The organism is Arachidicoccus ginsenosidivorans (assembly GCF_007971385.1).
GTDB classification, from domain to species: Bacteria; Bacteroidota; Bacteroidia; order Chitinophagales; family Chitinophagaceae; genus Arachidicoccus; species Arachidicoccus ginsenosidivorans.
In genome coordinates this window covers 1,878,067-1,902,813 of sequence record NZ_CP042434.1, presented here as the reverse complement: position 1 = coordinate 1,902,813, position 24,747 = coordinate 1,878,067, and the positions used below count along the sequence as shown (strand labels likewise).

General features: G+C 43.4%; 12 protein-coding genes. All 12 read left to right on the top strand.

Annotated elements, in window-relative coordinates; genetic code table 11:
- Positions 1–166: 166 nt before the first annotated feature.
- A complete protein-coding gene (locus tag FSB73_RS07715; RefSeq protein ID WP_225974598.1) occupies positions 167–1,264 on the top strand; it encodes a slipin family protein in 1,098 nt (365 codons plus the stop codon).
- Between the two features lie 364 nt (positions 1,265–1,628).
- A complete protein-coding gene (locus FSB73_RS07710; protein ID WP_146780949.1) occupies positions 1,629–2,366 on the top strand; it encodes a GntR family transcriptional regulator in 738 nt (245 codons plus the stop codon).
- Between the two features lie 25 nt (positions 2,367–2,391).
- On the top strand, positions 2,392–5,541 hold the full coding sequence (locus FSB73_RS07705) for an ROK family protein (RefSeq protein WP_146780948.1): 3,150 nt from the start codon (positions 2,392–2,394) through the stop codon (positions 5,539–5,541).
- A 146-nt stretch (positions 5,542–5,687) separates the two neighbouring features.
- Positions 5,688–7,151, top strand: coding sequence for a sugar porter family MFS transporter (locus FSB73_RS07700; protein WP_225974597.1), 1,464 nt, complete (start codon positions 5,688–5,690; stop codon positions 7,149–7,151).
- Between the two features lie 481 nt (positions 7,152–7,632).
- A complete protein-coding gene (locus FSB73_RS07695; RefSeq protein WP_146780947.1) occupies positions 7,633–10,716 on the top strand; it encodes a SusC/RagA family TonB-linked outer membrane protein in 3,084 nt (1,027 codons plus the stop codon).
- Between the two features lie 27 nt (positions 10,717–10,743).
- Positions 10,744–12,333, top strand: coding sequence for a RagB/SusD family nutrient uptake outer membrane protein (locus FSB73_RS07690; protein ID WP_146780946.1), 1,590 nt, complete (start codon positions 10,744–10,746; stop codon positions 12,331–12,333).
- Positions 12,334–12,368: 35 nt separating this feature from the next.
- A complete protein-coding gene (locus FSB73_RS07685; protein ID WP_225974596.1) occupies positions 12,369–14,978 on the top strand; it encodes a GH92 family glycosyl hydrolase in 2,610 nt (869 codons plus the stop codon).
- Between the two features lie 156 nt (positions 14,979–15,134).
- Positions 15,135–18,410, top strand: coding sequence for a GH92 family glycosyl hydrolase (locus FSB73_RS07680; RefSeq protein ID WP_146780945.1), 3,276 nt, complete (start codon positions 15,135–15,137; stop codon positions 18,408–18,410).
- 80 nt (positions 18,411–18,490) lie between these two features.
- On the top strand, positions 18,491–19,840 hold the full coding sequence (locus FSB73_RS07675) for a glucosidase family protein (protein ID WP_146780944.1): 1,350 nt from the start codon (positions 18,491–18,493) through the stop codon (positions 19,838–19,840).
- 554 nt (positions 19,841–20,394) lie between these two features.
- Entirely contained in the window at positions 20,395–22,605 is a 2,211-nt protein-coding gene (locus tag FSB73_RS07670; RefSeq protein ID WP_146780943.1) for a glycoside hydrolase family 3 C-terminal domain-containing protein, read from the top strand.
- 113 nt (positions 22,606–22,718) lie between these two features.
- A complete protein-coding gene (locus tag FSB73_RS07665) occupies positions 22,719–23,648 on the top strand; it encodes a family 43 glycosylhydrolase (RefSeq protein WP_158639461.1) in 930 nt (309 codons plus the stop codon).
- Entirely contained in the window at positions 23,549–24,391 is an 843-nt protein-coding gene (locus tag FSB73_RS07660; RefSeq protein WP_158639460.1) for a discoidin domain-containing protein, read from the top strand. The genes FSB73_RS07665 and FSB73_RS07660 overlap by 100 nt, the downstream gene beginning before the upstream one ends.
- Positions 24,392–24,747: the final 356 nt, after the last annotated feature.

Genomic DNA, 24,747 nt, shown 5'->3' with positions numbered 1-24,747 from the left:
AAAAATGGGATTATACGGTTTGGAGTAGTTAGCTAAATCCCTTCCTTGGTGCAAAGTGCTATTTATATTTCCTGGCTTCCGCTTTTTGGGAGATCGGCGTTTGGCTGACTATTGCTATTCAAATTTATAATAAACGAAATAATTATTTAACAAAATTACAAAGATCATGAAAAAAGTAAGGATTGCATCTTATCAAATAGGACTTGTCTTTAAAGAAAAAGAATTAGTGGGTCTATTGAAGGCTGGAGCTTATTGGATCTTTGGTAATAAGCAAATAGAGATACTTCCTAAATCCGTAGCAATAAGTAGTAAGGTGTTGCCACTTGACTTGCTTTTAAAGTTTGATCCCTTGGCCGCTTTGTTAGACAAAATATCGGTGAGAGACGGAGAAATTGTCCTTTTATTTGAAGCAGGTATTTTTCAGGAGGTGCTGCCTACCGGTCAGTACGCCTATTGGAAAGAGGATAAAGACCGGGCATTTCTTAGCGTTGATTTGACCGACATATATATAGATAGGAGCATCAGCAGAGCCGTTTTGGATAATCCAAAGCTCCGAGCTTTTGTTAGGAAGCTTGTGGTCGCTAATCAACACAAAGGACTTTTATTTGTGGAAGGTAAGTTGGATAAAATCCTTGATGCGGGTACTTATTATTTTTGGAATAATGCAACTAGTATAGAAGTTAAATCCATTGATACCAGGATGCAGCAACTGGAAGTTGCCGGACAGGAGTTGCTGTCAAAAGATAAGGCAACCCTTAGGATTAACTTCTATATCCGCTATGAGGTGACTGATCTGGTCAGAGCAGTGATGGGTAACCGGGAATACGATAAACAATTATATGTTTTGGTGCAGCTCGCTTTAAGGGCATTTATCGGCGGGATGACTTTGGATGAACTATTAAGCAGGAAAACCGAAGTGGGTCCTGAGATCCTTTCTTATTTATCTGACCAAGTGACTGCCTTAGGGGTAAGTGTCGTTGATGCGGGTATCCGGGATGTGATCCTTACCGGAGACATGAAAGAGATCATGAGTCAGGTCATCATTGCGGAGAAAAAAGCGCAGGCGAATAGCATTATGCGCAGAGAAGAAACCGCAGCCACCAGAAGCATGCTCAATACCGCAAAAATGATGGAAGAAAATGCACTCCTTTTGAAGTTAAAGGAAATGGAGTATGTTGAAAGGATTGCCGATAAGATCGGATCGTTATCCCTGACTGGTAATAGCAATATGATCGGACAGCTAAAAGAGATCTTTTTAAAGTAACATACTGATTTTTAAGGTTATTTAGTAGTACGCAGGCAACCAAGATGCTGCTTATATATGGGAAGCAGGGTGGCTCAATTCCTGTTGATTAGGATATTGAGTCACCCTTTTTATTTTTCAACAATTAATTGCGGAGGTTAGTTTTAGCAAGAGTCTCGGAAGGCCCGTCCCTGGAAGCGTACTCGTTCTGTGGTTGGTAAAACAGCTGAAGGAGATAGCCGCTAAATAAGCGGTATCGACTATCATAAGCCTTTTATATGGAGGTGCAGGCACGCCCTGTATGATCGCGGCTTCAATAAATATTTTGTAGTTTGAAAATTTAATACTATGTTCGCACATATATACATAAAACCACTATAGTCCCATGAAACTGGAAATTAATCATGATAGTCCAATACCGCTGCATGTTCAGGTGGAAGAACTCATGAGAAAGCTGCTGCATTCCGCAGAATACAGGGATGGAGCACTCTTACCCAAGGAAGTGGAATTGAGCAACTTACTTGGGGTTTCCAGAAATACCATTCGTCAGGCGACCAATAAGTTAGAAAATGAGGGACTACTTGTGCGCAAAAAGGGAGTAGGCTCAAAAGCAGCACCCAAAAAACCACTTTATACCGGTCTGGATCATTGGTATAGCTTTACCAATGAGATGCGGGAAAGAGGAATTGAAGTATTTAATTTGAGTGTGGATGCCAAATGGGTAAATGCGGATAAAAAACTGGCCGCTTTCTTTAACGTGGAAGAAGGCAGAAAGATCCTGAAACTGAGTAAATTAAAAGGTACAAAGGATGGCGAGCAGCCAATCGTATATTTTGAAAGTTTCTTTCACCCTCGCATAGGTGTCGATGAACACGATGATTTTAATATCCCTTTATATACGATGCTAGAAAGAAAATACGGGGTGCGGGTTGTCCGGTCTTCAGAAAATATCAGTGCCTTAACAGCCGGTAAAATGGCAAAAAAATTACAGGTTAAGCCCGAGGCGCCTGTATTATATAGGGAAAGATTTGTAATGGACGCGGGAGATCGTCCAATAGAATATAATATTGGCTATTACAGATCTGATCGGTTTATTTATTCTATCAATATCAATAAGGCTTAGCTAGCCGTCATTTTTAAGATTCTTTATGTTCAAACATTCAAACAAAGTTATTCTGAGCGCTGATATTGGAGGCTCTCATATTACCACTGGACTCATTAAATTGGAAACATTGCAACTAATCCCTTCTTCCGTTAAGGAAGCAAAGCTGGACGCAAGGGCAGGTGCTTATGAAATCCTGATGGAAGGCTTAAAACCTGCCTTTGAGGACGCCATTGAGGATCTTGTTGATAAGTATGATATGGTGGGGATAGCCATTGCTATGCCTGGGCCTTTTGATTATGAAAGAGGAATATTCAGACTCAGTGGGTTGGATAAATTCGGTAACCTGTATGGCGTTGATTTAAAAAGGTTTTTATATGATCAGCTCCCCATTGAGGAGGCGATGCCGATATTTTTTAAAAATGATGCGGATTGCTTTGGATTAGGGGCTTATGTAGCACAAATAAACCATGGTCATCCCCCAAATGGGCAAATGGCCGAAAAAAAGGAGCAGGTGCAAGGTTTAAGAGATTCCAGTAAACTCATCGGGATTACCTTAGGTACGGGCCTTGGTAGCGCCTTTGTGGATAATGGAGATACGCTGGAATCAGGGACAAACGTCCCTGCAGGAGGACATCTTTACAATCAACCTTTACAGTTTGCCATGGATATGGCTGCCTTTGAGGATGATCAGGTCCAGGAAGGATTTTTCTCCTATGGTATCAGTGAGGAATTAATTTCCACCAGAGGGTTATTACAATATGTAAATGACCGGGTATATAACTCTGGTCAATCGGCTGACTATTCGGATAAAATTGCAGATGTAAAACAATTGGCTAAACTGGCAAGACTTGGATTGGGCGGAGATGCTCAAACGAATCGCAATGGTAATGGCAATGGCAATGTACCGGCGCTATCCGCTCTGGCACTGGAAGCTTTTAAAGTGATGGGATTTGGTCTGGGAACTTGTCTGAAACCCTGGTATGAAAAATTTCGGCCGGCAACCATTGTTCTGGGCGGCGGTATTGCAGGGGCGGCAGATTTATTTCTGCCTTCCATGCGAAAGACGATGTTGACGGATGATCAAAAATCGGTTGATATTATTATTCTTAATGCGGACCAGATGCAGGCTACCCCGCTTATCGGAGCGGCCTATGGCTTAAAGCGATCCTTGCCAGAAACACACGAGTGGATTAAGGGAAACAAATTGTATGGAGAACCTGGGGTGACATCCGATGTGCATGATGCGTTAATTTTAAATGCCAAACTGAACTTTGATCATTTGGACCATAAGTGGCGTAAGACGCATCAGAGCTTATTGCCAATTTGCATCGGTGTACCTAAAGAATTTGCATATTTGGAGACTGCCCTGTCCACCCAACCGGTTCAAGCACCTAGTTCAGCCGCTGCTGTAAACAAGCAATATGATATTTTCCCTTATCATAGCCTGGGAAGTGGCAAAATCCTGTCAGGATTTGAGGCGCTTGCTAAACATATACTTTATTTCACAGTGGAGACACCCACCAAAACCATCGCCATTGATGGATATCAAGGGGTGGATTGGTTAGCATTTCAAAAAGGGCTCTCTATGGCCTTAACAGACCGTGGCTATTCGCCTACCTGGGTAGATATTGCCTCTTTTGCAAAACCAGAGGAAGAGATTGAAAGGTTGGTTGCCCCATTTTTAGGTGCGCCAGGAGCGGTCTGGGGATCCAAAACGGATTTGCAGTTGATGGATCTGTTTGATCGGGATTTAATAAAGACCGGCCTGACGGCTAAACACTTAAAATCCTTTAAGGGCGATCCTGTGATTATATTTGGTTCTGGTGCTGGCCTTTGCGGTCCTGATATTCCGGTCGTATTCGTGGAGCTCCCCAAAAATGAAATCCAGTATAGAATGCGGGCAGGCACTGCTGGTAATCTACTGACCAGTGTCAAGGCAGATTATTCTCAGATGTATAAGCGCTCCTATTTTGTGGACTGGCCTATACTTGATCAGCACAGGGAGCGAATCATGTCCAGTATTGAAATAGTGGTAGATGCACAGTGGCGCACAGATATTAACTGGTGCTTTAAAGCGGATCTGGACGCCGCCTTTAAAAAAGTAACCCATGCGCCCATTAGAGTGCGTCCCTGGTTTGCACCAGGCGCATGGGGCGGCGATTGGATGAAAAACCATTTTAATCAACTAAGTAAGGAGGAGGTGAATTACGCCTGGTCATTTGAACTCATTGTTCCCGAAAACGGAATTGTTTTTGAGAGCGATAATTATTTGCTGGAAGTTCCTTTTGATATGCTGATGGCCAGTCAGTCCACGGCTATATTAGGCAGTGACGCAGAAATCTTCGGCCATTACTTTCCCATTCGTTTTGATTTTCTGGATACCTTCCATGGGGGGAATCTATCGATACAATGCCATCCATCCTTGCCTTATATTAAGGCGCACTTTGGAGAAATGATTACCCAGGATGAAACCTATTATATTTTGGACGCCGAGCCAGGTGCAGGTGTTTATTTAGGTTTTCAACATGATATTGATCCAGAAATATTCCGTGCTGAATTGGAGAGAAGCCACCAGGAAAATGCAGCTATTGACATAACGCAGTTTGTTCAGTTATTGCCGGCAAAAAAGCATGATCTGTTTTTAATACCCAATCAAACGGTACATAGTGCAGGCGCTAATAATCTGGTACTTGAAATCAGTGCAACACCTTATATTTTTACCTTCAAAATGTATGATTGGGTACGTCCGGATTTAAATGGCAAACCCCGACCCATTAATATAGACCACGCCTTTAAAAATCTGGATTTTTCAAGAAAAGGACAGGTCGTTCAACAGGAGCTTTGCGTCAAGCCGGAGATATTGGAATCAAATGATAATTATAGCATTATTGATCTTCCGACGCATCCGGAACACTTTTATGCCATTCGTCGCTTTGAGATTAAAACGGGGGTGAACGTGCAGACTTTGGGCAAATGTCAGATTATGATGGTCGTGGAAGGCGATGGGGTTTTAGTCGAACTCCCTAATGGAAAGGTTTATTATTACGGCTATGCAGAAACCTTTATTATTCCAGCCGCAGTGGAAAGTTATAAACTTGTTCATCCTGTTCCCGATAAACGTCAGGATAAGCATGAGGGTAAGCAAGAAGCATTAGAAAATACAGTAAAAGTCATTCAGGCTTTTGCCAAATAGGGTTATTTATTAAGAGTATTAGCATTCATGCGTTTACATTGTGGTCATCCTGAATGGCAATGTAGGACTAATGATATTTTAGAGGTAAAATTTTGTAGACGAAACAAGTGATCTTTAAACAAATCATATTCATTTAAACAAGCTTTATGTTAGAGAATGACCAAAGTGCATTTCAGGGTACTACGCTAGGCGTGCAAAATATGAATACAGGCGCATTAAAGTATTTGATCCTGATTTGCAGTGTAGCCGCACTCGGAGGCTTTTTATTCGGATTTGATACGGCTGTAATATCTGGCGTAGTCGGCTTTGTAAAATCAGAATATGCCATGAGTGCCGCCAGCGAAGGCTGGTTTGTGAGTGTGGCCCTTTTGGGTTGCATTATAGGCGTGGCAGGCGCAGGTAAGCTTAGTGATAGCTATGGCAGAAAAAAAGTCTTACTACTCTCAGCGCTTTTATTTACGGTATCTGCAATTGGTTGTTGCCTGGTAAAGCCGGAAGTGGAATTGCTCTGGTTTAGATTTATTGGCGGACTGGGTATTGGGGTGGCGTCCATGGTCTCCCCTTTATATATTACGGAATTTGCACCCGCTAAAATGCGGGGTCGACTGGTCGCTGTTTATCAGCTGGCCATTACGGTTGGCATACTTTGCGCCTATTTCTCAAATGCCTGGCTGCTGGGACTTTCTGAACAATCTGCCAGGTTTGCCAGCGAAGGATTTTTGAATTGGATCGTGACGGCTCATGTCTGGCGCGCTATGTTGGGCATCGGCGTATTGCCTGCGGTTATTTTTATGTTGAGCCTTTTGGCCATCCCGGAATCTCCCCGCTGGTTAATGATGAAAGGACAGAAGGTGGCTGCCCGTAAATGGGTGTATAAAGTGAATACGGCCGAGCAGGCGCACCTTGAAATGGCTGCCATGCAGGACGGCGTTCACCAATCGACTGGCGATAAAACGGGTTTAAAAGAGCTGATGAAGCCAATATATAGAACCGCCCTTATTATTGGTCTTGTACTGCCCGCATTGTCACAACTCTCCGGGATTAATGCCGTGATCTATTACGGGCCAAGAATTCTGGATGCTGCAGGCTTTACCTTAGGTGGCGCATTCGGTGGCCAGGTATCTATCGGGATCATTAATATGCTTTTTACCTTTGTGGCCATTTTTACCGTTGATAAATGGGGTCGTAAACCTTTGTTATATGTTGGTGCAGGGATTGCCTGCCTGGCACTGATTATCATCGGATTTTTGTTTTATGGTGGGGTGACAGAAGGCCCCTGGATATTACTTTTTATCCTGATCTATATTGCTTGTTTCGCCTTTTCTTTTGGTCCGGTATGCTGGATTATCATTGGGGAGATTTTTCCAACGCATATAAGAGGCAGGGCTATGGGACTGGCAACTTTATCGCTATGGGTTGCCAATTTCTTTGTCGGATGGCTTACGCCCATATTACTCGACCACGCGGGTCCCGCAGGCACTTTTTGGATCTTTGCCGTTTTATGTTCTCCGACTATATGGCTGACCTTTAAACTCATCCCTGAAACAAAAGGGCATTCTCTGGAGGATATTGAAGCTTATTGGCTGAATAAGTCTAAAGTGAACAAATAAAAAAGCTGAAAGTTAATTTTTAAATAGTAAGGAAGATAAGCGGTTCTCTTACAGAAGGGTTATACCGCTTAAGAAATAAATGCCTATATTTTTTTTGGAAAGTAAAAATTTTGCAATTACTTTTATGTAAGAATGTATGAACATAAAATTCTTTTGCTGAAAATGTTGGAGAAGTGAAATGCATTCTGTAGAAAACATCTTGGTCGGCTCTAAATCAGGCCTTATATACTGGTATAAAATACGATTGAGTAGGGAAAGATGCTAAATGCGCGATGCCTAAAAAGACAGCTGTTGTTTGCATAAGGAGACGAGTACCCTTTGCTAAGGCTGTCAGGGTTGTATAATTATTATTAGTGATGCTAGAATTTCCCTTAAAAAGGGGACAGGAAAAATATTGGCTGAATGGCCGAAAGCAATAGGTATGCCTATTCACGAATGATTTTGGATATTTTCTTTCATTCAATTATTTCAATTAACACTCATGAATGCAAATTGTTTTATGTACGGGGTTTTCCCGATAAAAAGAATGCTTCTGGTCCTGGCCTGCAGTATAATTATGCTGTGCGCCTATGGGCAACAAAGGCAGATATCTGGCGTGGTGAAAAATAGTGAAGGCTTGCCCCTGAGCGGCGTTTCGGTGGTCATAAAAAATACAACAACCGGAACAGTTACGGATGCAAATGGCCATTTTAGCCTCCAGGTCAATTCAGATGCGCAGCTACTCGTTTTCTCTTATGTCGGTTATACAGTTAAGGAATTGCCGGCAAATGCTGCCAGTGAGGTAATCCTTTCAATTGCCGGTAGTAATATGGATTCAGTGGTCGTTATCGGTTATGGCGCCATGAAAAAAACGGATGTAACGGGTTCGGTTGTTTCTGTGAGTGCCAAAGAACTACTTTCTAAGCCAGTCACCAATGCGCTGGAAGGACTCCAGGGACGCGTTCCTGGCGTAAGCGTGTCACTTAATTCCGGGGCACCTGGCGGCCTCGCTAGTGTCGTTATCAGGGGCATGGGCTCCATTAATTCCTCTACTGATCCACTCTATGTGGTAGATGGTGTAGCCATGACCAATATTCAATACCTGAATCCAGGTGATATTAAAAGCATGGAAGTACTAAAAGATGCCTCAGCTACTGCTATTTATGGTGCACGTGGCTCCAATGGGGTGATCCTGGTCACCACAAAAAGAGGCGCCAGTACGAATGGTACGATCGTTTCCTATGACTTTTCTATTAGTGCGGGTCATCTGCCCCGGGAATTACCGGTATTAAATTCTGATCAGTTTTTAGAAGTATTAAGCGGTGGGATGGCAAATAATCCGCTTTGGGGAGCAGCGCCTAGAACACTTAAACGTACGGATCCGCTTCTTTTTGACAGTAATGGAAACCCCCTTTATAATACAGACTGGCAAAAAGAAGTGACCCGAACAGCGATCTCTAACAATCATCAACTTTCCATTCAAAATAAAGGTGATCATTCCTCTACTGGGGTATTTTTCAATTATACCAATAATGAGGGTATTATGCTGCATTCTAACCTGCGCAGATATAATATTCGGTTTACACATGATCTAGCCCTGAATAAATGGATCGATTTTGGGGTTAATCTGCTGTATAACTATTCAAAAGAAGACGTTGTTAATCCTGGAACAGGCGCCAATACGCCGACCCGGACCATGATAGAGATGCCTTCCATCATCCCTGTCAGATTCCCGGATGGTTCATGGGCCAACAATCAAAGCTCTTCAGATTACTCCTTTTTGGATGCTGCTGAAAATCCGGTCAAGGTATTATTATCACAGACCAATCAGGATACGAGAAGTCAGGTTTTTGGTAATGCCTTTTTTAATTTCAAAATAACCCCGGACTTACAATTTAAAACTCAGTTTGGGATCGATAATCAGGATATCCGCTATGATTATTATTCACCTTCTGATCTGATGAATATATCAGCCAATCAAAAAGGCGTGGCCTCTATTACCAACGAGCAGATTCGTTATTGGCAACAGGAGAATTACCTGACCTTTGATAAGCAATTGGGGATCCATCATTTGAATATACTCGCAGGAGCAAGCTGGCAAAAGCGTATTGATCAGACATTAGGCGGTTCCACGCAGAATTTTGCGGATGACTTCTACAGACAATATAATCTTGGAGCCGGTTCCCAACCCAACCCGCCTTCCAGTAATTATACCAGCTGGGCCATTAATTCCTATTTTGCCCGTGCCAGCTATAATATGTCGGATAAATACCTGGTTACCCTCACCGAAAGAGCCGATGGCTCTTCCAGATTCGGTAAAACCAATAAGTACGGTTATTTTCCTTCTATTGGCTTAGGTTATATCCTTTCCAATGAGGATTTTATAAAGAAAGCTAATTGGATCAGTTTTCTAAAAATCCGTGGTAGTTATGGCATTACAGGTAATACCGAAATAGGCGCCTATCAATCTTTAGCTACCGTATCCAGCGGCACCACGCTGATTAATGGTACGAGAGAAGCCTCTTCTTATATTAATGGTTTAGCCAATCCGGATCTCAAATGGGAGAAAACAAAGCAAACAGATATTGGGCTGGAACTCAGGATGTTTGACAATCGAATCAGCTTCGAAGGTGATTATTATTATAAGCTGACCTCTGATTTACTTTTAAATAAACCTATTCCAACTTCTACAGGATTTGGTGGCGTGTTGAGTAATATCGGTTCTATGTCCAATCAAGGCGTAGAGCTCTCTTTAACGACGCGCAATATAATAAATCGTGATTTTAACTGGACTACGAATATTGTTGCCAGTTATAATAAAAATAAAGTGGTTTCCCTGGGAAGCAATGATGAAGATATTTTTCCCGGCCCTTTCTGGGGGCCGGTATCAGACGGGTTTACCATTTTAAGAGTAGGTGAGCCTGCCGGCTCGTTTTGGGGCTATGAAAGGCTAGGTACTTATAGTGAGGAGGAAGTTGAAGCTGGCAAGGCGAAAGACCCTAATTATCCCTATCATGCCGGGGAAGAAAAAGAATCGGCAGATAAGCGAATTCTGGGAAAGGGAACTCCTGATTGGACGGGAAGTTTTGTCAATACTTTCAGCTATAAAGGATTTGATCTGATGATTGATCTGCAATTCTCACAAGGTGCCAGTATTGCGCAAGCCTTCTTATTTTCCTCAGAAGACAGGACAGGATATAGTAATTCTCTGACTTCGGTGATGAATGCCTGGACAACCCAAAACCAAAATACCCCGATTCAGCAGTGGCGCTTTGCGCCAGATGCCGGCCAGTCGGCCGCCTTTGATAGCCATTGGGTGGCTAATGGCTCATTTATCAGGGGCAGAAATATTGTGTTGGGATATAACTTGCCTACGCGCCTTCTAAAGTCTGCGAAAATAAAATCACTGCGCTTTTATTTAAGTGGTCAGAATGTATTTTTAGTCAAATCCTCCTCCTATAAAGGGTATGATCCGGAAAATATCTCCTGGAATACACCTGGCGCACCGGCCTTTGGACAGAATATAGAATTCTACCAATATCCTAAACCAAGAACATTCACCTTCGGTTTAAATGCAACTTTTTAATTCACCCCAAGATTCAAATATTTATTTATGAAATATTCAAATATATTACTGGGCATTTGTCTTTTAAGTGGCAGCCTTTGTAGTTGCAATAAATTTCTGGAAGAATCTCCCAAGAGTATTACGCCTGTAGATGCTTATTTTCAATCTGTCTCCCAGGCAGAGAGTGCGATTAATTATTTATATGGTAAAGGTACTGGTCCTGGCCGCTTTTATAATATCAATGGGTTATATGATGGCACGAATAGTTTTACCCTGGACAATTTATCCGGACTGGCCAACAATACGGTCGCCCAGGATCCCAGTATTCGACATTTTGCCTCTTTGACGCAAACGGTGGGTAATGCCAGTAATTATCTGGGAGCGATCTGGTCCTCCTTTTACAGTTCTATTGCCAGTGCCAATACCATTATAGATAAAGTGACTGCTAGCACGTCCATTGCAGAGGGAGCAAAGGCGCCTTTGCTTGCAACAGCCAGGTTTTACCGTGCAGTAGATTATTATTATCTGGTGCGCATATTTGGCGGCGTTCCTCTTATCTTAGCGCCTTATACTTCACTTGAAAACCTGTATGCACCCAGAGCCTCAGTAGATTCTGTATATGCTTCCATCGTAGAAGACCTTAACTGGGCGATTGATAAAGGCGGCCTGGCAGATAAACCCATGGGCAGTAATGGCAACCGTATCTCAAAGGGATCTGCCGAGGTTGTTTTGGCAGAAGTTTATCTGACCATGGCAGGTTACCCATTACAAAAGGGGGCAGAGAGTTATACCAAAGCCTTACAAACGGCACAAAAACTGATTCAAAGCACAGGCGGTTATGCACTATTCGCTAGTGACGGCAATTCGACAGCTTTCGATAAACTCAGACTGACCAGTTATGACCAGGGAAGTGCGTATCTTTATTTTATAGAATATAATGGCAATATCCAGAGTTCGGGGTTCCCGGAGTATACCTTGCCTAATTCATTTCCGGTGCCTATTCCTAATTCGGATCTGAAAGTCCAATATACGCTCATGACTACACCGTGGACACCCTCCAATACATTATTGTCCATGTATGACAGTACAAACGATATCAGAAGGCATAATCGCCAGTTTTATCACAATTCTTTTAGCTATATCAATAAATCTGGTAGCCTGACAACGATAAAAATACCTACCTTACCATTCAGGTGGTATGATAGTACGGCTATATTTGAAACGGCCGCTTCAAGCAAGTATATAGATGTTTACAGAATGGCGGATGTCTATTTAATTGCTGCGGAGGCCGCTAATGCACTTGGGCAGGATCCCACCCCTTATCTGGATCCGATCCTAAGCAGGGCCTATGTGCACAAACCATCCATTCCAACCAGCCAGCAGGCCAGACGGGACTTGATTTTGGCAGAACGGTTCAGGGAACTGGCGATGGAAGGCCATTTTTGGTTTGATTTGGTGAGAACCAGATTGTACCCGGATGTAGGTGCTGGGCATACGGTCAGCTTTTCCGCCCTTGTTGGTCATGATAATGGGAGGGGACAGAAATTTCAGCAGAAAGATCTGCTCATGCCTATTCCTTCCACGGAATTGCAACGCAATCCGGCCTTAAAGCCCCAGAATCCCGGGTATGAGCAGTAGAAAAATATACAAAAAGAGTTATTTAAATAATGCGCATGACAGAACAAATTAGTACAGGAATTCGTTGCCATGGGTACATGCAGAAAATGCATTTATTGTTGACCAGACCCCGCCGGGGTCTGGTCTTGCAGGCCGTGCTTTCGGGACTGATATGCGCTGTTTGTCTGTTTTCAAGTTTCAAATTGGCGGCTCAGCCTTCAGATATATTGTCCTTTGTTCGCCCTGAAATCGGTACGGCCCAGAGCCGGTGGTTTTTCTTTACGCCTGGTGCAGTGCCCCAGGGTATGGCTAAACTGGCGCCATCCACTAATGGCCATTACGGCAATAAGTCTGGTTGGGAAGCGGTAGGGTATGACCCAAGAGATAAAACCATTGAAGGGTTTGTGCTGTTCCATGAATGGCAATTAGGAGGTGTCATGCTAACCGCAACAAACGGCCCCCTTCTTACCCGGATCGGTGATAGCTCGGATCATGTGAAAACAGGGTTCAGGTCGCATTACAAACACAGTACGGAAGTAGCCCGTCCTGGTTATTATAAAGTGCTGTTGGATGATTATGGCATAAAGGCTGAGTTGACTGCAACCAAGCATGTAGGATTTTTAAGATTTAGTTTTCCGGAAGGGCAGGTGAATAGAAAAGGAAATGGTAATGGTACTGGTAATAAATCCGGCAACCGCATCTTGCTACTAATGGGGCAAAAATGGGGCGAGAGCGGAGAGGTAAAAGCTGCAAATGTGCATATGGTGGATAGCACCCATTTTGAAGGGAATGTCCGTACGAGTCCTAAATATGTGGAGATTTTCGATCCAGGAGGCGCCGTGCAGATGTATATCTATGGCCAGCTCAGTCAGGCACCCACAGGGGTGGGCAGTTTTACAGATAAATCAGTTAGCACCATCTCCAAATCATTTCAGGCAACTGCCTCTGGGAAAGGCTGCGGCCTGTATTTTGATTATGCAGATAACGCAAGCAAGCCGAGCGATTCAGATAAGCAGAAGCCACGCGGTCCGGTTGAGGTAAAAATCGGCCTTTCCTACACAAGTATTGCAAATGCTAAAAAGAATTTGCAGGTGGAGGCTGCCGGGTTAAATTTTGACGGCGCTAAATTAAGCGCCCGGCAAATCTGGGCAGCTGCACTTAGTAAAATAAAAGTAAAGAGTGCTTCCAGGGCATTGAAAGAGAAATTTTATACGGGGCTTTATCATGCACTCCTGGGAAGAGGTGTCAGCTCGGATGTAAATGGAGACTATCCGATGGCTTTTCAATCTGAGCACATTTCCGGGCAATCCCAAAGGGTTGTTTCAACCAGTCCTATCACTGGCAGTGTTACGAGTAATGCTAAGGTAGGACCCGCTCATTTACCCTTTCAGATGCTGAACTCGGATGCTATTTGGGGGGCTTACTGGAACCTGACACAGCTGTGGTCGCTGGTCTATCCTCATTACCTGAAAGATTTTGTTTATACCCAATTAGAGATGTATAAAAACAGAGGCTGGTTTTCAGATGGACTCGTTAATAGCCAGTATGCTTCCGGGGTCGGAACCAATTTTGTGGGTCTGGTAGTAGCTTCTGCCTACCAGTTAGGGCTATTTAAACAAATGGATCCCGCTTCCCTTGAGCAAATATACCAGGCAGTTTATAAAAATGTACTAGGCGTTAAGGATCAAAATGGATCTCGTCCGGTGGGGGCAGGCAAAAGTGATCTGGAAAGTTTTGTCAAAAGAGGATATGTGCCCTACATTGATCAGCAGGGATCCACGGCAAAGGGATCCAATTTTTCTGCCTCGCATACGCTGGAATATTGTTTTGGGGCTTATGCAGCCAGCCAGCTGGCAGCCTCTTTAGGTAAGTCAGATGATGCCAAAATGTTTACTCAATATGCGAATGGCTGGCATCATCTCTTTGATAGCAGTTTAAAACTCATCCGCCCAAAAGATACATTAGGTCATTTTATTGACCATTATGATCCAAATGAGCCTTGGCGGGGATTTCAGGAAGGCAATGGAATGCAATATTCATTTTTTGTGCCCTGGGATCCACAGGGTTTAAGCGCCGCTGTAGGTAAAGACCGGTTTAATGAACGGCTCCAAAAGATTTTTACAAAAGAAAAGGCTGAGGGATTTGGCGGGGGCAAAACAATGGATGCATTTTCTGGTGTAAAAGCAGTTTATAATCAGGGCAATCAGCCTGATATGCAGATGAGCTGGCTCTTTAATTTTTCTGGTCAGCCCTGGCGAACACAGTATTGGACAAGAGCGATTGTGGATGATTTTTATGGCACGGACTCCATTCATGGATACGGTTATGGACAGGATGAGGACCAGGGACAGCTAGGCAGTTGGCTGGTCATGACTTCACTGGGGTTATTTGATGTAAAAGGGCTTACGGATAAACGCCCCATAGTAGAGCTGGGTAGCCCGGCTTTTGATAAGGCGGTTATTGAACTGGGCAATGGGAAGCAACTAGTCATAGAAACAAAAAATAATCAAAAGGAAAATGTCTATGTGCAATCTGTACGTTTTAATGGCAGGGACTTAAAGCAGTGTTGGCTGTACAGAGACCAGCTGATGCAAGGCGGAACGCTGCAATTTGTAATGGGTAGTCGTCCCAATAAGCAGTGGGGCGTGGCAGTGTTGCCTAAATAAAAAAATGTAATGGTATTTCAATGGCAATAAACATGCATGGATAATTAAAGGGGGTTTTACGACGAATATTATAGGATTAAATATTCAATAAAATATAAATAAGCAAGTAAATTAAGCAAAGTGTTTCGACGGAACTATTTTAAATATAAGAATCGAATGAATGACAATCACAGTGACAATTACAAGGAGTCAAGTTATGTAAGGTGCATAATTGCAGGTTTGCTATCCTTGCTAGTAGCGTTACCTGCAGCCAATAGCCAGGTATCAACCAGTAGTAATGAAGTAGACGGTGGCGGTAAACTACATACGGTCTGGCAAATTGGAAAGAAAGATGGTAGTGCCAAAGGCATGGCATTATACCCGGATAAATATGCAGATTTTTTGAAGGCTGATTTTGGATGGGAGGATAAATTCTATTTAATCGGCTATTCAAAACCCCAGACTGACTGGCCTTATGTATTACCGGGACCGGTTGACGGATTTGGGGGAACCAGTGGAACGGCAGGTGTTCGCAATCCAGTACTGAATGTCCTTTTCGGCATTCAGGATCTCCCCATAGATGATCCGAGCCAGCTGGTGATTGACCTGGTGGGTTATCAGGGGGAAAAACCAGCTAAATTAAAGATTACCATTAATGGTCATCCATTTGAGTATAACTTACAAAAAGATACGCTCATTAATTTTATCAGCGGCAATCCTACAGATTATAAAGCCGCCAAAGCCGCTAACCTGGCAAGGACGGTAAGCGTTGCTACAAAAGGATTATTAAAACCAGGAGGCAATCAAATCCAGATTACGTCAACTGAAGGCTCCTGGGTAGTATTTGATCAGGTACGTTTGGAGGCGGAGCAGCCTATTGCTTTGGTTAAACCAGGTCAGGTGTTTTTAAGAGATGTGCATGCAGGTGATTATGAGATCAATGTTAATGACCAAAGCCCATCCTCAGAAAGCCAGAAAGCTGGCCTGCTTGCGCAGCCCTTACTGGTGGATGTCCAGCAGTTAAAAGGACAACCTGAACTCAGCGTTACGCTAGACGGAAAGCATATTTTCCGGCAAAAACTAGATACCGGCAGGTTCGATCTGGAGGTGCCAATGCCTGCGGTAAAAGCCAAAAAGACAAGTACTTATGCAATTTATGCGGATGGTAGATTATTGACAAAAGGGACTGTAATCCGTAGCCCACAGCACTTGATCACGCCCGGTGAATACATTGATACAAAAATGGGTACGGCGCATTCCAGATGGATGATTGCACCTGGGCCTTGGATGCCATTTAGTATGGTGAAACTCAGTCCGGATAATCAGGACGCTGGTTGGTCCAGCGGATATGATCCCATGTATAACAGTATTGGTACTTTTAGTCATATCCATGAATGGACTTTATCTGGGCTGGGTACTTTTCCAACCAGCGGACCTTTGAAATTACAAGTAGGTCCCAGAAAACATCCGGAAAAAGGCTACCGGTCCAAATATGATCAGTCCTCTGAAGTAGCAGCTGTAGATTACTACAAGGTGCATCTGACCGATCATAATATCCTGGCTGAATTAACAGCAACGACACGGTGCAGTTTTCAACGGTATACCTATCCGAAGCAAGAAGGAAGTCGTATCATGATCGATCTGAAAACACCAGCTGAATACGGTTACGATTTAAAAGACGTTCATTTTAAAAAAGTAAGTGATTATAGAATTGAAGGTTATAGCCACCAGTTTGCGCCCAGGGTCTGGTCAAAGGATGCAGATCAGGACTATACCGTGCATTTTGTGATTGAATTTGATCAACCCATTAAAAAGTTTGGTACCTGGAATGGAGATCAGGTGTTGTCTGGGGACAATATCACCTTGAAAGACCCGAAATCGGCCGGGGCCTTTGTTGAGTTTGACACAAGGGTGCATAGGGCGGTACAAATGCGTACAGGCATCTCTCTAGTCAGCACCGCAAATGCTGCCCAGAACCTAAAAACAGAAATTACGGACCCTTTTGGCTGGAGTTTTGATAAAGTCCGTGGTCATAGTCTGGCCACGTGGAATGAGTTACTGGAAAGAATTAAAATTAATACGGATGATGCCAGAGAGAAAATGCGGTTTTATACCAATATGTACCGGGCATTATGCAGTAGAAATACCTGGAGCGATGTGAATGGGGAGTGGGTGGATGCCAGTGAAAAAGTTCAAAAACTGGCCGATACCAGTGCCAGAGCACTCGGTTGTGATGCTTTCTGGAATACCTTTTGGAATTTGAATCAATTCTGGAACCTGGCCTTTCCTGAGTGGTCTTCTAAATGGGTGAAATCTGAGTTAGCCATGTATGATGCGAATGGGTGGCTGGCCAAAGGACCCGCCGGTATGAACTACATACCGGTGATGGTGGCTGAGCATGAGATTCCGCTCATTGTAGGGGCTTATCAGATGGGGATCCGGGATTTTGATGCACAAAAAGCACTCAAGGCAGCCGTTAAAATGCAGACCACGCCTTCCCAGAAAGTAGGGAAGTCTGGTTATGCCGGTAACAGAGACTTGCTCCCTTACCTAAAACATCATTATGTACCTGGCGATAAAGGCAGGTTCTCTAATACGCTGGAATATAGCTATGATGATTGGACAGTGGGCCAACTGGCAAAAGCATTGGGTGATAAAAAAACTTATCAGGTTTTTAACGACCGCGGCAGTTGGTGGAAAAATGCCATTGATTCTACCACTGGCTATGCCAGGGTCAGGAATGCGGATGGCAGCTGGATGACACCTTTTGACCCTTTCAGATCGGGAGCTAACAAACAGTATGTGGAAGGAAATGCCTGGCAGTTGACCTATTATGTACCCCAAGACATTCCAGGACTTATCAAAAAGATCGGTAAAGACCGGTTTTTAAAGCGGCTTGAGTGGGGCTTTACCGAAAGCGAAAGGCTTCGTTATAATGCGCCCGGCGATCAATATTGGGATTATCCTGTTATTCAGGGTAATGAACAGTCCATGCAATTTGCCTTTTTGTTTAACTGGGCGGGCAAACCCTGGCTATCGCAAAAATGGTCACGTTCCATTTTGGACCGGTATTACGGTTATGGAGTAGCCAATGCTTATTTGGGCGATGAAGATCAGGGACAGATGAGCGCCTGGTTTGTGATGACAGCCCTTGGGCTGTTCCAGATGGATGGCGGTGCCAGCAGTACGCCTATTTATGAGATTGGTAGTCCGCTTTATCCGGAAGTTACCATCGATCTGGGGAGCCAGTACGGTAGAGGTAAATCCTTTAAGATAATCGCTAAAGATGCGTCCAGAACCAATAAGTATATTCAAAGTGCCAGATTGAATGGCAAGCCTTTAAATAATTTTTATTTCCCTGCAAGTGCATTACTGTCCGGTGGGCAACTGGAGCTTCAGATGGGACCTGAACCCAATAAGCATTGGGGTGTTAACAGTACTGCTAAAAGATAAATTATTTGATTGGTATCTTGATAGATAAATTTTTAAATATTATGATAAACGACTGTTTCGGTATATTAAAAAATAATAGAATGAATATTAAAAGTTGCTCTTTTAATCAACTTAAACCATTGGCTGTAATTATTTTAATGACTTTGCTCTTTGCTTTGCCAGGCAGCCGGTCTTTACACGCCCAAACGAACCATACAGGTGATGCGCAGTCAATTACAGCACTGCGTAATGACATCAAAAGTGATACTAGGTTACGTGAGGTAAGGACTATGGCCCAAAAGCTAGTGGCCAGCGGATTTACGGCGGGTAGCGGCTATGGAGAAGTCTGGATCCGTGATTTTAATACATTTATCAGGCTTTCTTGTAAGGTAATGCCTTTAGATACCGTAAAACAGAAACTGCTGCTATTTTTTAAAATGCAGGGACAGGACGGTAATATAATTGACGGGTATATACCCAAAACCAAGGCAAGTGTGGGCTATGATTATATATATAGTTCGCTGGCACCCGGTCTGGCAGGTCATAAAAACACGGTAGAAACAGACCAGGAGTCTTCTTTAATACAGGCGGTGTATAAGTATATAGAGGTGACCCATGATCAGCAGATCCTACAGGAAATGATTGGTGGGAAAAGCGTGGCAGACAGGATGGAAATGGCACTGGATTATCTGATGAAAAGTCACTACAGTAAAAAATATGGCTTGTTATATGGGGCGACCACCGCAGACTGGGGTGATGTACAACCAGAATCTCCTTGGGGCGTTGTGATAGACAGTAATAGCCATATGGCCATCGATATTTATGATAATGCGATGTTTTTGATTGCATTAAATAACTTTCTTGAAATGGAGCCCGCCAAGCATAGGTGGGAGAAAGTGCAAAAGGACATCCGTAAGCAGGTCCGCCGGGTATTATGGGACGCTAAAAATCAAAAGTTCAGACCCCATGTTTATTTAAATGGCAGTCCATTCCCGAAAGATTTTGATGAGAATAAGATCTTGTATTACGGTGGAACGGCGATTGCGATACAGGCGGGCCTTTTGACCAAGAAGGAAATTGCAGCTGTTAATCAGCAGATGGTGGCGGGCGTAAAAGCAGCCGGTGCGCCTTCCATTGGTCTTACTTTGTATCCAACTTATCCAGCTGGCTTTTTTAAAAATAAAGGCATGTACCCTTATGGATATCAAAATGGCGGTGACTGGACTTGGTTTGGAGGCAGAATGATTCTGGAGCTGGTAAGAAATGGGTTTGTTGGGGAAGCTTATCAGGAAATCAGTCCTATGCTAAACCGAGTGATTAAAAATAAGGGGTTTTATGAATGGTATACCAGAGATGGCAAACCTGCCGGTTCTGGCTCTTTTAGAGGCTCTGCCGGTGTATTGTTTGATGCAATAAATGCCTTAGAGACCTGGGCAGCAGCATCAAACTAATGCTGCTGCCCAGTACAGAAACTGGATTTTTTTGTTTCCCATCTCAGTAATTTAGCGCCAGGACCAGGCACTAAGCCTCTTAAATAAAAATGAAATCGTATTCCTTGCCTTGTGCCACACTGATTGTATGTTTCTCCTTTATTAAGGGTGATGGGTTAAGGTCAAACATTCTTTCGATGCTTTTATATCTTATCCATGAATCATTATCGATGCTGACATTGTAATAGATTTTAAGTTCGCCACAAACTATTAAAGTACAAGATTTATCATTTAAGATTAGAGTCATTGGTAAGGGCGCAATATATTATACTTACGATGCTGTAAGCAGGAATCTGGTGCGGAGATCATTGGGAAGTTAGTCGGTATTTTTTTAGAATTGTGTAGTGATGAGCATTTATTTAAATAGGTGCATGTATATTGTTATTGTCTTCCATCCAAAAAAATGTGGCAAATGGTGGATAATTTTTTATATTTGGCAATCGAATGCACAAATTGACTAAAATAGTCTTAATTTGTTGATTCTGATATATTTATTCAATTAAAGACTATTATCCATGAAAGGAGTACGCTTGGGTTATCGTTTGGGAATTGTTGCAGCTGCTGCAGGACTATTTTTTAATGCCGTTAATTTACAGGCGCAGACCAGTCAGTATCCATTTCAGAATTCGTCGCTATCTTTTGAGGCGCGCGTGAGCGATCTGGTAAGCCGCCTGACGCTCAAAGAAAAAATCGAACTCATGCAAAATGATGCCAAATCGGTACCTCGTTTAGGCATCCCGGCTTATAACTGGTGGAATGAGTGTTTACACGGTGTTGCCCGCGACGGCATTGCCACCGTTTTTCCGCAAGCCATTGGCATGGCTGCCATGTGGGATATTCCTTTAATGCATAAGATTGCAACAACGATCTCTACGGAGGCGCGGGCTAAGCATGAGGAGCATGTCCGTAAGGGAGAAAGAGGAATTTATCAGGGACTGGATTTCTGGACGCCTAATATTAATATCTTCAGAGATCCCAGGTGGGGCAGAGGGCAGGAAACCTATGGCGAGGATCCGTTTTTGACCGCTCATACAGGTGTGGCCTTTGTCAAAGGGCTGCAGGGAGACGATCCTAAATACTTTAAAGCAATTGCTACTGCTAAACACTTTGCCATTCATAGTGGCAGTGAATATAATCGGCATTGGTTTAACGCAGTCGTTAGTAAGCAAGATATGTATGATACTTATTTACCAGCTTTTGAAGCCTTGGTAAAACAAGGCCGTGTTTATTCGTTGATGGGTGCCTATAATAGCGTAGACGGTGTGCCGGCCTGTGCCAATACTTACTTACTGGATACGGTGCTTAGAGGTAAGTGGGGCTTCAAAGGGTACGTAGTGTCTGATTGTGGGGCGATAACCGATATCTATCAAGGACATAAATATGTCAAAACCAAAGCACAGGCGGCTGCTGTTGCTGTGAATGCTGGTTGTGATCTGACTTGTGGTAATGAATATGTAGCACTTGAAGACGCCGTGAAAAAAGGAGATATAACAGAGACTCAAATTAATGTTTCAGTTTCCAGATTGCTATTGGCGCTTTTTAAACTAGGAATGTTTGACAGTAAAGAGATGGTGGCCTATAAGCAAATCCCCTTTAGTGAAAATAACAGCCAGCCACATAACACGCTTTCTAAAGAGGCCGCCCTGGAAAGTATGGTTTTGCTACAGAATAAAAGTGGCATACTGCCACTGTCAAAACATCTTAAAGAAATTGCCGTTGTTGGGCCGTTCGCTAATGATACAGCTGTCTTACTGGGCAACTATAATGGAACGCCTACAAAACCCATAACCTTCCTGGAAGGAATCCGTCATGCAGTGGGTGGCAATACGCAAATTATTACCAGCCGATATATAAAAGGACCACTCAGGGACTATGCCAACGAGCAAAATATGCAGGATAGTATCCGGCTTATGGTGGACCATGTTGCGGATGCGGATGTGGTGATTTTCTGTGGCGGCCTTAGCCCGAAGGTGGAAGGTGAAGAAAGTGGTGTGGACAAAAAAGGCTTTTTCCATGGGGACCGGACAGCGCTGGGTTTGCCAGATGTGCAAAAAGCAGCCTTAAAGGCGCTTAAGGCGAAAGGCAAAAAAGTGGTCTTGGTCTTGACCAATGGCGGTATGTTGACCATTAATTGGGCCAACGAAAACCTGGATGGAATATTGGAAGCCTGGTATCCAGGGCAAAACGGGGGCGCGGCCGTGGCGGATATTTTATTTGGCCGTTATAATCCAGCTGGTAGGCTACCCATTACTTTTTACAAGTCTCTTGCTGAACTCCCGGCATTTGAGGATTATAGCATGAAAGGCAGGACTTATCGCTATTTTGACGGAAAGGTCTTATATCCTTTTGGATACGGGCTAAGCTATACGAAGTTTAATTATAAGGATATGAGTCTATCTAATACAAAGGCTGGTCAGGCAGATTCAGTTACCGTCAAAGTCCAGGTGAAAAATGCCGGCAAACGGGACGGTGAGGAAGTGGTACAACTGTACGGTACTGCTAAAAATATAGCGCAGTTCAAACCCTTGAAAACACTGATGGGCTTTCAGCGCGTACATTTAAAGGCAGGGGAGTCCAAGGAAGTTGCTATTAAATTTGCAGTGGCCACGCTTCGGCAGTACGATTCAACAATAAAAGATTACACCGTCTACAAGGGAAACTACATCTTGTATACGGGTGGCTCATCAGCTGATGAGGCTAAGACCGCAACAATCACCGTTCGATAGAAACATTCAATATGGCCAGGACAATTAAAATGAAAGTTAAGTCTTCAGTAAAGCCCACAGTAAAGCCCAAAGTTAAACATTCACTCTTAGCATGCATCTTATGTTGCGCTGTAGTGGCTTACGGTCAGCGTAATAAGCAGCCAAGCAATAAGACCTGGACCAATCCTTTAAATCTTAATTACCGGTTCAGTGATAATGGTTTGGGGTACCGGGAAGCGGCGGATCCGGTGATTCAGCTATTCAAAGGCGTCTATTACCTGTATGCCTCCAAATCAGGCGGTTACTGGTATTCGGATAACTTGATAAACTGGACGTATCGACCATCTACTTTGTTGCCTGTCAAAGACTATGCACCAGCAGTCATGGCTATTCAGGATACGGTCTTTTTTATCGCCTCTGGTGGGACGCACCGAATCTATTATAGCTTGCACCCCAAACAGGATAATTGGCAGGTATACCAAAAGAGCTTCCCCTTATCCGTTACCGACCCGGATTTGTTTTTGGATGATGATGGCAAGGTGTACTTTTATTATGGCTGTTCTGATGTGGATCCCATTATGGGTGTTCAATTAGACCGGAATCGAAGACTGGACACCATTGGACATCCACAAGTTTTAATCCCACATAATATCAGGGATCACGGCTGGGAAAGGCCTGGGGAAAACCATATTGATGAAAAGGCTGGCTGGAATGAAGGTGCCTGGATGACCAAGCGTAATGGTAAGTATTATTTGCAATACGCCGCACCTGGTACACAGTTTAATGTATATGGAGACGGTGTATATATCAGCGATCGACCTTTAGGGCCATTTACCTATATGGACAATAGTCCATTTTCCTATAAGCCGGGGGCTTTATTACGGGAGCAGGACACAGCGCTACCTTTCAGGACAGATTCTGCAATTATTGGCATATTGCGACGATGCGTATTTCTGTGCGCCATATGTTTGAACGCAGACTGGGCCTTTTTCCTGCATTTTTTGATGCGAATGGTAATCTGTACTGCAATACCAGCTTTGGGGATTATCCGCAAAACGCTGTGACCGGGAAAATGGATTTTGAAAAAGAAAGCATTTTTACCGGATGGATGTTACTTTCTTATAAAAAGAAAGTGCAGGCCTCTTCTTCCCTCGCTGGTCACCAACCGGAACTAGCCGTTAATGAAGATGTGCGCAATTGGTGGAGTGCCGCCTCTGGAAAGAAAGGCGAATGGTTTTTGATGGATTTAGGACATATCGCAGCTGTTCACGCGGTGCAAATTAATTTTGCAGACCAGGATGCAAAGCTCAGTGATACGGATAAGGTTTTGCCCTATAAGTATATTATGGAAGGGTCCAAAGATGGTAAGCACTGGGAAATGCTCATTGATAAATCTAAAAATAACGCTGACCAGGTACACGACTATACACAGCTGACTGCTGCCAAAAGTTTACGGTATTTGAAAATTACTTGTGTTTCGGTGCCTGCAGGCAAGTTTTCTATTTCTGGATTCAGGGTATTTGGTAAAGGCCCGGGGCCCATGCCCAGTGCAGTGACAAAGGTGGAAATCAAAAGAGAAAAATCAGATTCTCGCACAGCGCGGCTTAGCTGGCCGACTTCTGCAAGCGCTACCGGATATGTAGTGCATTACGGTGTAGCACCAGGCAAACTCTATAATTCTGTGATGCTATACGATCAGCAAAGTCTTAAACTCAACGGCCTGAACAATGGAGTGCCTTATTATTTTAGGATAGATGCCTTTAATGAAGCGGGTGTGCAAAAAGGAAAAGAGAAGCAGTCGTTTTGATGATTAACGGACGGATTCCAGGTGTGTTGCCTATCAGAGGGAACTTGTATTGCTGATTTGTAAAGTCGCGTTTCTTATTTATCCAACAGCAATTTGGGATTATTTATGTCAATTCAATATCTAACAATCTTCGTTGTGTTCTATTAATAATTGAAAAATCGCCTCAAAAGCCATTCACTGAATGTACGCCAGAATCTCTGTTAACAATAATCCCTTTTTGTGATATAAAACATACTGACAGTGGCAAAAATTTCCTCTTTTCAGTTACCTCACTATTTTTATAATCGGCTCAAAAATTAAGGATGATATTTTACCGATTGCAGCGACGGAGGATAATCGAAAATGATGATTAGCTG

Excerpts from the sequence above, each read along its gene's own strand:
- FSB73_RS07715 (WP_225974598.1), top strand. The coding sequence starts at position 167 with ATGAAAAAAGTAAGGATTGCATCTTATCAAATAGGACTTGTCTTTAAA.
- FSB73_RS07710 (WP_146780949.1), top strand. The coding sequence starts at position 1,629 with ATGAAACTGGAAATTAATCATGATAGTCCAATACCGCTGCATGTTCAG.
- FSB73_RS07705 (WP_146780948.1), top strand. The coding sequence starts at position 2,392 with ATGTTCAAACATTCAAACAAAGTTATTCTGAGCGCTGATATTGGAGGC.
- FSB73_RS07700 (WP_225974597.1), top strand. The coding sequence starts at position 5,688 with ATGTTAGAGAATGACCAAAGTGCATTTCAGGGTACTACGCTAGGCGTG.
- FSB73_RS07695 (WP_146780947.1), top strand. The coding sequence starts at position 7,633 with ATGAATGCAAATTGTTTTATGTACGGGGTTTTCCCGATAAAAAGAATG.
- FSB73_RS07690 (WP_146780946.1), top strand. The coding sequence starts at position 10,744 with ATGAAATATTCAAATATATTACTGGGCATTTGTCTTTTAAGTGGCAGC.
- FSB73_RS07685 (WP_225974596.1), top strand. The coding sequence starts at position 12,369 with ATGACAGAACAAATTAGTACAGGAATTCGTTGCCATGGGTACATGCAG.
- FSB73_RS07680 (WP_146780945.1), top strand. The coding sequence starts at position 15,135 with ATGAATGACAATCACAGTGACAATTACAAGGAGTCAAGTTATGTAAGG.
- FSB73_RS07675 (WP_146780944.1), top strand. The coding sequence starts at position 18,491 with ATGAATATTAAAAGTTGCTCTTTTAATCAACTTAAACCATTGGCTGTA.
- FSB73_RS07670 (WP_146780943.1), top strand. The coding sequence starts at position 20,395 with ATGAAAGGAGTACGCTTGGGTTATCGTTTGGGAATTGTTGCAGCTGCT.
- FSB73_RS07660 (WP_158639460.1), top strand. The coding sequence starts at position 23,549 with ATGTTTGAACGCAGACTGGGCCTTTTTCCTGCATTTTTTGATGCGAAT.